Source organism: Paenisporosarcina sp. P4_D4 (genome assembly GCF_056401835.1).
Genome location: NZ_JBFUIO010000027.1, coordinates 1 through 12,472, shown reverse-complemented (window position 1 = coordinate 12,472; position 12,472 = coordinate 1). Strand labels below are relative to the sequence as shown.

8 protein-coding genes and 1 riboswitch are annotated in these 12,472 nt (G+C 38.9%); of the genes, 7 read left to right on the top strand and 1 reads right to left on the bottom strand.

The window, feature by feature from the left end; translation table 11 throughout:
- Positions 1-331: 331 nt before the first annotated feature.
- Positions 332-2,134 (top strand): glutamine--fructose-6-phosphate transaminase (isomerizing), encoded by a 1,803-nt coding sequence (gene glmS, locus AC1DSL_RS08575; RefSeq protein ID WP_016429504.1) that lies wholly within the window; start codon positions 332-334, stop codon positions 2,132-2,134.
- A gap of 251 nt (positions 2,135-2,385) precedes the next feature.
- Here glmS and AC1DSL_RS08570 read toward each other — a convergent pair whose 3' ends face one another.
- On the bottom strand, positions 2,386-3,477 hold the full coding sequence (locus tag AC1DSL_RS08570; RefSeq protein WP_477531886.1) for a CotH kinase family protein: 1,092 nt from the start codon (positions 3,475-3,477) through the stop codon (positions 2,386-2,388).
- A gap of 817 nt (positions 3,478-4,294) precedes the next feature.
- Between AC1DSL_RS08570 and AC1DSL_RS08565 the strand changes: the two genes are divergently transcribed.
- The 6 genes from AC1DSL_RS08565 to AC1DSL_RS08540 form a co-directional block, all read left to right on the top strand.
- Positions 4,295-4,417 (top strand): hypothetical protein, encoded by a 123-nt coding sequence (locus tag AC1DSL_RS08565; protein ID WP_477531885.1) that lies wholly within the window; start codon positions 4,295-4,297, stop codon positions 4,415-4,417.
- 686 nt (positions 4,418-5,103) lie between these two features.
- Positions 5,104-5,628, top strand: a complete 525-nt coding sequence (locus AC1DSL_RS08560) for an SRPBCC domain-containing protein (RefSeq protein WP_477531884.1) — start codon at positions 5,104-5,106, stop codon at positions 5,626-5,628.
- Between the two features lie 257 nt (positions 5,629-5,885).
- Complete coding sequence (fliW, locus tag AC1DSL_RS08555; protein WP_477531883.1) at positions 5,886-6,335, top strand: flagellar assembly protein FliW; 450 nt, start codon at positions 5,886-5,888, stop codon at positions 6,333-6,335.
- 3 nt (positions 6,336-6,338) lie between these two features.
- Positions 6,339-6,560, top strand: coding sequence for a carbon storage regulator CsrA (gene csrA / locus AC1DSL_RS08550; RefSeq protein WP_477531882.1), 222 nt, complete (start codon positions 6,339-6,341; stop codon positions 6,558-6,560).
- 178 nt (positions 6,561-6,738) lie between these two features.
- Positions 6,739-7,506, top strand: coding sequence for a flagellin N-terminal helical domain-containing protein (locus AC1DSL_RS08545; RefSeq protein WP_477531881.1), 768 nt, complete (start codon positions 6,739-6,741; stop codon positions 7,504-7,506).
- A gap of 151 nt (positions 7,507-7,657) precedes the next feature.
- A riboswitch (cyclic di-GMP riboswitch) is annotated at positions 7,658-7,748 on the top strand.
- Positions 7,749-7,825: 77 nt separating this feature from the next.
- The coding region (locus AC1DSL_RS08540; RefSeq protein ID WP_477531880.1) for an OmpL47-type beta-barrel domain-containing protein at positions 7,826-12,472 on the top strand (4,647 nt) is incomplete at its 3' end.

Here is a 12,472-nt window from a genome sequence, read left to right as displayed (position 1 = left end):
GTGTGCTGACGTGAATTGTAAGTCATTGACAACTGACTACTTTAACGTTACCGTGCAGAAGGAGTGAATTTACGCACGTCAAAAAAATCGGAAAACAATGATAGCGCCTGAGCTGAAGAAATCGGACGGAAATGGATCTTCAGCAGACGAGGAGGAGGAGTATCGAAGATTCGGCGGATACCTCCCGGCCGCGATGCCCGGTCGTAATTCTGATTCTTAAACCGCAGAAGTGATTTTGCGATTAAAGGAAGAAGAGGGCACACGAACAGCGTCTGCACGCTTAGCAGAACGCTTATTTTATTATGATTAAATTATTGGAGGATTTTAAATTATGTGCGGAATTGTAGGATACATCGGAGAGTTAGATTCAAAAGAAATTTTATTAAAAGGGTTGGAAAAATTGGAATACCGCGGTTACGATTCAGCTGGTATTGCCGTTCGCAATGAAGATGGTGTAACTGTATTCAAAGAAAAAGGACGCATTGCAGACTTACGTCAAGCAGTAGAAAATGATGTGCATGCAAAAACTGGTATCGGCCACACGCGTTGGGCGACTCACGGAGTCCCTAACCAATTGAATGCCCATCCACACCAAAGTGAATCAGGTCGCTATACGCTGGTTCATAACGGAGTTATCGAGAACTATCATTTGCTTCAAAAAGAATATTTACCTGGCATGGAAATGAAGTCCGACACGGATACAGAAGTCATTGTTCAGTTGATTGAGAAATTCTCTAAAGACGGCATGACTACTGGTGAAGCATTCCGCCATACACTTGGCTTGTTGCACGGATCATACGCAATCGCGCTATTGGATTCAGAAGAAGCACAAACAATTTATGTTGCGAAAAACAAGAGCCCATTATTAGTTGGTCTTGGTGACGACTTCAACGTTGTAGCGTCTGACGCAATGGCGATGTTACAAGTAACAGACCAATATGTAGAGCTTCATGATCAAGAAATGGTTATTGTGAAAAAAGAGTCTGTTGAAATTCAAAAATTAGATGGCTCGGTAGTAGAGCGTCAAGCTTATACAGCTGAACTGGATATGAGCGATATCGAAAAAGGCACATACCCACATTACATGCTGAAAGAAATTGACGAGCAACCGGCTGTTATGCGTAAAATCATCCAAGCTTACCAGAACGAACAAGGCGAGCTTGAAATCGATGAAGCAATCTTGACTGCTTTAAATGAAGCGGATCGTATGTATATTATTGCAGCAGGAACTAGCTATCATGCTGGTTTAGTAGGAAAAGAATACTTCGAGAAAATTGCGGGTATTCCAGTAGAAGTTCACATTTCAAGTGAATTCGGCTATAACATGCCGTTGCTATCTGAAAAACCATTGTTCATGTTCATCACTCAATCTGGTGAAACTGCGGATAGCCGTCAAGTATTGGTGAAAATCAAAGAATTGGGCCACCCAACGTTAACAGTAACAAACGTACAAGGTTCTACACTTTCACGTGAAGCAGATCACACATTGTTATTGCATGCAGGTCCTGAAATCGCTGTAGCGTCAACGAAGGCTTACACAGCACAAATCGCTGTACTTGCTCTTACTGCAGCAGTAGCGGCTAAAAAAGCGGGACGTACAGTAGATTTCGATTTCGTTAAAGAACTTGGTATCGTAGCTAATGCCGTTCAAGCGATGGTTGATTCAAAAGAAGAAATGGAGCAAATCGCTCGTGACTTCCTATCAACTACTCGAAACGCATTCTTCATCGGCCGAAACTTGGACTTCTGTGTCAGCATGGAAGGCGCATTGAAACTAAAAGAGATTTCATACATCCAAGCTGAAGGCTTTGCAGGTGGCGAATTGAAACACGGAACGATCGCTCTAATTGAAGATGGTACTCCGATATTTGCATTGGCGACACAAAAAGCAGTAAGCTTGAACATCCGTGGAAACGTTAAAGAAGTCGTAGCACGTGGCGCAAACCCATGTATCATTGCGATGGAAGGCATGGAAGAAGAAGGCGACACATTGGTACTGCCAAAAGTGCACCCATTGTTGACTCCACTTGTTTCGGTAATTCCTTTACAACTGATCAGCTACTACGCAGCACTTCACCGTGACTGTGACGTGGATAAACCTCGTAACTTGGCGAAGTCGGTTACGGTTGAATAGATACTAGAAACTGAAAAGCCGAACAAGAGTAAGTTCACAATAAATCTACGCAAGTAGACCCGGTCCATTTTTTATTGGATCGGGTCTTTTTTGTGTTGTTAGATTCAGTGGAAATTTTTAATAAAGTTTTATTACTACATGAAGGAGTTAGGGGTAAAAATACTAGGAGCATTATTGGTGTTACTAGTAATTTGATTCAACTAGAACACCCCTTACCAAATATAGGAGGGTGGTGTAAGGGATGAAACTACTTAATCTAATGTATCTAATTTCCCTTTAATATAATTCGCCCGTGCTTCAATAAAATTCAATATATACTCCGGTTCTTTATCAAATAAAAGGATATCATCTTTCTTATAGGGATCTTCAAGAAAATATGGTCTTATCAATTCATGCAGACCTTGTATTTTCGGTTTCAAATAGTCTACATTAAATTGGTTGTTTATAATGACTTCTAGCAAGTTTTTGTATTGACCGCGGAATGTTTTTACATCGAGAATTCTTGCAGTTAGCGTATTAAATCCTTCGATTCGTAAATAATCCTCCTCCATTACTTCCCCGTTTACATCTCTTCCCCATGTTGCATCGTAATCCCACGGGAGGACTTCGAATAGTCTCGTTTCACTATTTTGGTATAGTGCGTAGTTATGAACAAAACCATCAAAATTTTGGGTGAAAACAACGCCAGCCAACCATCTAAGATACTGATCAACATTTAGGTATTTCACAATTTCTTTTTCAAAATCATCTCTTGAAATGGTATTAATATTAATAATAAATTCTTGTAAATAAAATTCATCTTGTTCTGTACCACATTTTTTTTCATAGCCAAATTTAAGTGATTTTTTTACATCTTTATCAAGATCACTCATTAACGAAAAGTTAGCATCTCCGTCAATCGCATAGAATATAGGTCCTTTCGGTAGTTGTCGATTCGCAAGGAAATATTCATCCACTGATTCTAATTCCAAATATATCCCCTCATTTTTCCCATTTAATTTTATATTTACAAATCGAGATTTTGGAGATAAGCACCCTATATCATTGAAAAAATCGAGCGATAATTTATTTCTCATTAGAGACGGATCTTTATATTCTGCGTTGATATGAATTTCTTTGGCATTTCTATACGTATTTGGTTTATAAAACGAAATGTGATATGACTTCTTTTGAAACTCCCGGATATGCGAGCCACGATACGCAATATCGATATCATGTTTCTTTTTGTTTATCGTTAGCTTCGCGGAAACGGGATCATCCGTCCAAATTTCTCTTCGAAGTTCCCTTAAATCGATAGGATTAATAAAAAGCTGATATACAGGTATTTCCACGACATTATCCACGCGAATTCTTCCTTTCATTTTTATAATATTCGTATGAAACAAGAATAAAAGATGCCAAGAAAAGAAACGAAATTATATTTATTTTTAAATAATATGCGTTTGTCTCTACCGTAATTAGTACAATTTCGTAACTTACTATATGAGAAAGAAATGTGTATCAGCACGAGTTTGAATTAAAGTAAAATTGATTTTTTTCTTTCTCTAATATAAAGATGAAGGGAGGTTTGAAAATGTCACGTTTTAATGTTGACGGCATTAAAAATGCAGTCGAACTATCTAACTCTAGAGGGTTAAGCAACTTCATGTTCCAGGATACTTTTAGTAACGAACGATGCTCGAACAAAAGACGCCGAACTTCCCGGAGACGGCGCACGAGCAGAAATCGTTGCACTTGTCGAAACGGACGGTGCACGAACAGAAATCGTCGCACTTCGCGTAACCGACGGTGCACGAACAGAAATCGCCGCACTTCGCGTAACCGACGATGCACGAGCAGAAATCGCCGCACTTCGCGTAACCGATGTTGCACGAGCAGAAATCGTCGCACTTCGTTCAACCGACGATGCTGTAGAAGAGGCTTTTTCGGTAACTGGTTCTTTTAAAAAATCTTCGTGGTGATTTTTCGCTATCTGAAGAGTATCTACTTTCAGTTCTTTAAAGAACTATTTAGTGCGTCAGTATTATAAAGTTAACTAGTTCTTAATAATGGTTAACTTTTTAATACACAATAAAGATACCAATTTCCAACTCCTTGCATTATAGGCTATGTAGAATTAATGATGAGGCTTAGACTAAGACCCATGTTTGGGGTCTTTGCATGGAACGATTTTGGACTGTTTCGCAAATCTCCAATTGGCATTTGGCCAAAAGAAAAGAAATAATCAAGTGCGTATTTGATGATGAGAAAGAAAAAGCATGGAATGGATTGGACAGATCATGATTACAAAAGGCATCCGGATTAAGACCATCCGGATGCCTTTTGTCTTTTACCTGAGACAACCTATTAGGAATGACTTTTAGTTATTCGTTCCTCTGTCCATGAAGAAGAATTTTATGAGCAAATATTGGAAAAGAAAAAGCCGTTTAATGATTGGACTAAAAACTATTTCCCGGGTAATACAAATTTAAATGAAATCGTGGGAATAGATATGTGAATAAAGTGAAGTGCGGAATGCGCCTTGCTTATACAAAGGCTTTATTTAATAAGGTGAAATACACACGACGAATCCTTGATTCCAGCGATTAACCCACAGTAACGTGCCATTTGCGATGCAAATGGCACCATTTCAGCGCGTTTGAATTGTGCGGATTTCGTGAATTTTAGATATGAGTACTCGATTTCTAGATAACCCAGACACATTTCAAGATATCCCTTCAGAAATGAAGATATCACAAGATGAATCCTCGATAAACACCCGCGAATCCTTGATATCCCCAGCTGATATCCTTAAAAATATTACAAAAATCCCCCACTCTATCAGAGAGTGAGGGATTCGGTCAGGCTTACGAATAGGCAAGAATATCTTTGACAGCATGAAGGTATTATTTATTCGATGTACAAGGAAAAGAAGGATGCACCATCGAATTAATTACTTGTTACAAAAATTTCTGATAGGAGGAATTAACATGTCTGAAAATAAAGTAATCAATGGTGTCACGGCCAGTGTAGACGGGCGAGAGCTTGTCATTGATAGAGTGTTCAATGCACCACGAGATCTTGTATTTAAGGCGTTTTCGAATTCAGAGTACTTGGCAAAATGGTGGGGACCTCGTGGATGGCAAACAGAAAATCGTCAATTTGAGTTTGAGCCTAACGGTGTATGGCATTATTGCATGAGGTGCATCGATGAGGGCCAAGGTGACTTTTTTGGCCACGAATCATGGGGGAAAGCTGTATTCCAAGAGATTAATGCACCTGAAAAAATCGTCTATATGGACATGTTTGCAGACGAAGAAGGTAATACTGTAGATAGTTTGCCAGAGATGCAGATAACAATGGAATTCGTTGAACACGAAGGAAAGACGAAACTTATATCACGTTCTCAATTTGCGTCCATCGAAGCACTTCAGCAAGTAATGGAAATGGGAGTTGTTGAAGGAGTAGCCTCACAATACGAGTGCCTCGACGACCTCCTGAATGAAATGCGTTAAGTTGTTCTCGCTTTTTTCAAAAACAAATAATTTCCTAAAAGGCGTAATTCATCTATGAGAATTGTGCCTTTTTTTACGTTTAGTACAATGCTATCCCTTTGGTTTTCATTAATTTAATCCCCCTGGAAATAGTGAACTAAAGTACATATATCCGCATGTGAAAAAACCATCAAGAAATAGTTTTGCTGTCTAGTGAAACTGATTTGTGTAAAAATAGAATTAAATAGAAAATCTTTACAAGATGAAAGGAGCCGCTTATGAAGATTCAAACGACACGTTTTGGAGAAATAGAGGTAGCAGATAGCAGTATCATTACATTCAATAAAGGAATTCCAGGATTTGAGGAATATAAAAAGTATGCATTGATGCCGGCTGATGAAAAAGGGGAATCCCCATTCTACTTCCTGCAATCGATAGAGGAAGTAGAAGTAAACTTCTTTTTGGTAGACCCTTTCTCATTTTTTAAGGAATATGACATCAAACTAGAAGATCAAATGGTTGATAAACTTGAGTTGAATGATCCAACAGATGCAATCGTCTTAACAACGGTTACAGCAAAGGGCGAAATAAAAGATGCGACAACTAACTTAAAAGCACCACTTGTCATTAATAACAACAGACAGCTTGGCATGCAAATTGTATTGGATAATAAAGACTACCTAATTAAGCAACCTTTATTTCAAAGTGCTGAAAAAAGGCAGGTGTAGCAGATGTTAGTGCTTGGAAGAAAAAAAGGCGAATCCATTATTATTGATGACGACATTGAAATCTTCGTTACTGCTATTGAAGGAGAAATGGTTAAACTCGGTATTAAAGCACCAAAATATATCACCATCCACCGAAAGGAAGTCTATCTAGAAATTCAGGAAGAGAATCGACGAGCGACATCGAATGTCATTAACTTGAGCGATTTCTTGAATATGAAAAAGTAATATTATGGGGAATGTCCGCAGGATTTTTGCGGGCTTTTTATTTTTATAAAATTTATAGAAATATTTTCAAAAAACGCTAAACATTTATCAAAAGCCTCCGATATAAATTATGTAAGCTAGTCCAAACGGATTTGGACACTTGCAAAAAACAAAAAAACATTACACGGAGGTAACAAAAATGAGAATTAATCACAACATCGCAGCACTTAACACACATCGTCAATTAGGGGCAGCAAGCAATGCGCAATCGAAAAACATGGAGAAATTATCTTCAGGTCTTCGTATTAATCGTGCGGCTGATGATGCAGCAGGACTTTCAATTTCGGAGAAAATGAGAGGTCAAATTCGAGGGTTAGAACAAGCTTCTAAAAATGCACAAGACGGTATATCTTACATTCAAACAGCTGAGGGAGCATTGAGTGAAGTAAGTGATATGCTAGTTCGTCTAAAAGAATTGTCAGTCCAAAAAGAAAATGGTACTTATAATGTAAAAGACATTGCAAACCTTGAACTTGAAATGACTGAACTTGTAACGCAAGCGGATAAGATTATTTCTGATACAAGCTTTAACGGTACAAAAGTATTTGCTGGAACAATTGATATCGTAATAAGTGATTTAGATACGGATGTATTCGCAGTTGGAAAACAAGTTAGTGCAACAGGTTTAACTCCTACATCTGGAACTGCAGCAATTGAAACAGCAATTGAAACTATTAATACTGCAAGATCTACTTTTGGTGCACATCAAAATCGTCTTGAGCATACTATAAACAATTTAAATGCTACTGCAGAAAACGTAACTGCTGCGGAATCTCGTATCCGTGACGTTGACATGGCAAAAGAAATGATGGAGCAAACTAAGAATTCAATTCTTGGTCAAGCTGCACAAGCGATGTTAGCACAAGCTAACCAACAGCCTCAAGGCGTTCTACAACTTCTTCGTTAATTTTTACTTTTTAAAATTGAGATCCTTGTTTACGAGGGTCTCTTTTTTAAAAGACCCAATATAGGTCTTTTTGTTTATATAAGGGTTATTTGTGCCTGTTATTTTGATGTTAAAAAGAGGGTAGTAAGATTTAAATATATTATAAAAAACCAAGTGAAAAAGGCAAACCATTGGGAAACCATGGGACGCAAAGCCAAGGGCCTGAAACATGTAGATTTACATGAAGGTAGCCGGTTGCCACAAGGAATCATAGACCGATTCTATGAACCTTGTTGAAGGTTCTTTTTCTTTGGAATTCAAGAAGCGGAGAGGTTATGGAATGAATAATCGAACAATTAAATTGACGTCCTATTTGGCGCTATTGCTGCTTTTGATTCAAATGATTAACCCATTTGCAGCTGCATTTGCAGCAACGAACAGCAATATGTTGCCGCCAAGTAATCTGGCTGCCCAACAAGTGACACCAGATGACGTGAAACTTACGTGGAGTTCTGTATTCGGTGCTACCGGATACAATGTATATGAAATTCAAGAGGGGCAGCTGAACCTGCTTGGCAATAGCACCTCTCCAAGTTTCAATTTAAATAATCTGTCTGAAGGGACTACTCGATATGTTGTTTCTACGATGAGTCCAGAAGGGGAGTCAGGCCCGAGTGCACCTGTATCGGTAGAAATTCTTTACCCGGAAATGATTGCCCCTTCAACATTGACACAAACAATCAAGAACGGAAATGATATCGCCTTGAGCTGGGGGTCATCTGCATATGCAGAGACTTATAATCTTTACCAGCTTTCAGTTGACGGACAGAAAACACTAGTAACAACTACTCAGAACAAAACGACATTCACTGTTAATAACGCTCCTGAAGGGGACTTCATATATGCAGTTACAGCAGTAAATGCATTGTATGGGGAATCTCCGCTTTCAGAATCAGTTCAAGTGGAAGTTGTTTATCCTACGATAAAAGCTCCTGCCAATTTTACGTATTATGTGACAAATGGGAGCGACATCACATTCAAGTGGAATGCAGCTGCAAATGCAGCAAATTATAAACTATATCAAATCGTGGATGGACAGCCAGTTTTGAAAAATACGGTGGTTGGTACGTCTGTGAAATTAACGAATGTGCAAGCAGGAGACTATGAATATGAGATCCGTTCAAACAGTGACCGCTTTGGTGAGTCTGGGGATAGCAGCAAGGTTTCTGTAACTGTAGGTACTGTTTCAATGACGGCACCTGGCAATTTTACATATAAGCTTGAAAACACAAATGATATTGTGTTGGCTTGGGATACTGTCCCGTACGCTAACAGTTACAAAGTCTATCAAATCATTGATGGAGAAAAAGTATTGAAAAGTACGGTAACCGGAACTGGAACCAAGTATTCGAAGATGCCTTCCGGAAACTACGTTTATGAAGTGTACTCTTACAGTACTCGTTATGGCGAATCTGCTGAGGGAAGCAGAGCCGAATTGACAGTTGATGAAGTTCTGATTCAAGCACCTGCCAGCTTGGAGTATAAAATACAGAATGGCAATGATGTTGTCTTAAGCTGGATTGCTGCGGACAATGCGACAAGCTATAAAGTCTATCAGATTGTAGAGAATCAAAAAGTATTGAAGAGTACAGTGACTGGAACCTCGGCAACCCTAGCTAATAGAACAGCTGGTAGTTATAAATTTGAGGTGTATTCACTGAGCGACCGTTTTGGGGAATCGAAAGAAGGTAGCAGTATTTCATTTGAATTGATTCATCCAACAATGAAGGCTCCTGCTAACTTGAAAGAAACCATAAAAACGGATACGTCCTTTACGTTGTCTTGGGACACTACCGAGTACGCAACGGATTATAGAATCTACCAAATAACAGCGGGACAAAAAACATTAAAGAAAACAGTAACGGCTTCTAATAACACATTTGCGAACATGCCGTCAGGTGACTATGTGTACGAGATACATTCATACTCTACCAAATTTGGTGAGTCCAATGAAGGATCGAAAGTGTCCTTTACATTGAAAGGCCAGACGATGCTTGCTCCGCAGGATTTATCGCACACCATTACTAACGGTAATGACATCAAATTGAACTGGACAGATGTAGAAAAGGCGACAAGCTATAAAGTCTATCAAATTATTAATGGGGAAAAAGTATTTAAGAGCAACCCAACGAGTGAATCCATTGCTTTTTCGAACTCGCTTGCCGGAGATTACACATTTGTGGTTCACTCCTATTCAACTACTCATGGAGAGTCGGAATATGGAACGGAAATCTCGTTTAAATTGATTTATCCAACGATGCATGCGCCTGAAAATACTGCATATCAAATTAAAAATGGAAATGATGTTGTATTATCGTGGGGTGCCGCTTCATATGCAACGGGCTACAAAGTATATGAACTGGTAGATGGTCAGAAAGTATTGAAGTCTTCGCCAACAGCATTAACCACCATACTTTCTAAAGTGCCTGCTGGCGAGCATATGTATGTAATCCATTCTGTCAGTTCACGTTTTGGAGAATCGACAGAAGGTACTTTGCAAAAGGTGACTGTGGATGAGCATACGATGGAAGCTCCGCAAAATGTGACATCAAGCATTGCGAACGGCAACGATTTAACGTTGAGATGGGAAGCTTCAACCTTTGCAACTTCCTATAAAGTTTATCAAGAAAAGAATGGTCAGCTAGAGTTAGTCAAAACAACAACAGGACCATCAACGACATTTGCTAATATGCCTAAGGGCGATTACAAGTATATAGTTCATTCCTATAGTGATCGTTTTAATGAATCTCCAGTAGGCAGTGAAATAGTTGGTACGATGATATATCCAACCATGCAGGCTCCTGGAAATCTTAAAAAAAGCATCGTAAACGGAAATGATATTAAACTAACATGGGATGCAGTGGCTTATGCAACCGGCTATAAAGTGTATCAAAACGTTAATGGCGAATTGATTTTGACAAAAACTGTACCTAGCACGACTGTTACATTTTTCGATATGCCAGAAGGGGATTACGAATATGAGGTTCGCTCATACAGTGACCGTTTCGCTGAATCACCTGTCGGCAGCATAGTAGGTATTAATGTGATTTGGCCAGTCGTAGAACCACCTGTACTTACTAGTAAATTTACTAATGTCAACAATGTGGAGTTAACATGGAAATCCGTTACTTGGGCTAATGAATATCGTGTTTACCAAACTGTAGGGGGCAGCCAAACGCTTGTTTATAAAGGAACTGCTTTGAAAGCTAATGTGTACAATTTGGTCGAAAACACGCATTCCTTTGAAGTAAGAGCCTACAGCACACGTTTTGGAGAATCCCAACCATCCAACGCCATTACACAAAAGATTGTATATCCAGAAATGCAGCCACCAACGGCCACAGTGACAGTTTTGAGTGATTCTAGTGCTAGAATAGTCTGGGATTTCGTCACTTACGCTAACGGATATAATATTTATGAAATCATTGATGGCAAGGCAGTCTTGGTGGCAGGAAAAGTGAATAACTTATCTTACACAATTAACAATCTGTCATATGCTAACCATGAGTTTTATGTCACTTCTCAAAGTAATTCGTTCGGGGAATCAAAACCATCAAATACGGTTTTGGCCAAATTGATTGTGGATACAGAAGCACCGGTTACTATATCTGATGCACCTACAGATTGGACAAATAAGCGTCCTGTCATCACATTGTCAGCATCCGATAATGAAACCGGAGTGGCAACTACGTATTATTCAGTGGATGAAAGTGATTTCATTGCTGGAACTAACATTTCAATTGAAGAGGAAGGCATCCACAAAGTTTCCTTCTATTCAGTTGATAAAGTAGGCAACAAGGAAGCGATTAAAACCATTAACGTCAAGTTTGACAAGACTGCACCTGTGACAAAAGAAAGCGTTACTCCAGCTTGGTCCAACCTACCTATTACAATAAATCTGGCATCAGATGATATGCATAGCGGTGTTGCAGCTACCTACTATTCGATTAACGGATCAGAATATATAGTTGGTACAGAACTTACATTAGATAAAGAAGGAATCAACAAAGTATCCTTCTATTCAATCGACAAAGCAGGCAATAAAGAAAACCCGCAGACAGTAGAAATTAGTCTAGACCAGACAGCTCCTGTCACGTTGTCCAATGTTGGAGAACAATGGTTCAATGATCAATTTATCATTGAATTAACTGCAACTGACGAGTTCAGTGATGTACAGGCATCCTATTATTCAATCAATGGTTCAGAGTACCAGCAAGGTACAAGCTTCGAATTAAGTAAAGAAGGCATAAATGAAATATCCTTCTACAGCATAGACCATGCAGGAAACAAAGAAGAAGTAAAAACAGCTGAAGTCAAAATCGACAAATCAGCACCAGCAACAATTTCTAATTCAACTGACGAATGGCACCAAGAGTTCACTGTGGAGTTCACTTCAAAAGATGAACTTAGCGGTACAGACTCAACGTACTATTCAGTAAATGGTTCTGAATTTGCAGAAGGAAATAGCCTWCTTGTAAATGAAGAGGGRATCAACGTAATCACGTTCTATAGCGTTGATAACGCTGGTAATAAAGAAGAAGTAAAAACAGCTGAAGTCAAAATCGACAAGTCAGCACCAGTAACTTCTTCCAATTCAACAACTGAATGGCAACAAGAGTCTACTCTAGAATTTACTGCTAAAGATGACCTAAGCGATGAAGCAACAACATTCTATTCAGTAAATGGTTCTGATTTCACAAAAGGCAATAATGTTGCTGTAAAAGAAGAAGGAATCAACGTAATTACGTTTTATAGCGTCGATAGCGCTGGTAATAAAGAAGAAGTGAAAACAGCTGAAGTCAAAATCGACAAATCAGCACCAGCAACAATTTCTAATTCAAATGACGAATGGCACCAAGAGTTCACTGTGGAGTTCACTTCAAAAGATGAACTTAGCGGTACAGACTCAACGTACTATTCAGTAAAT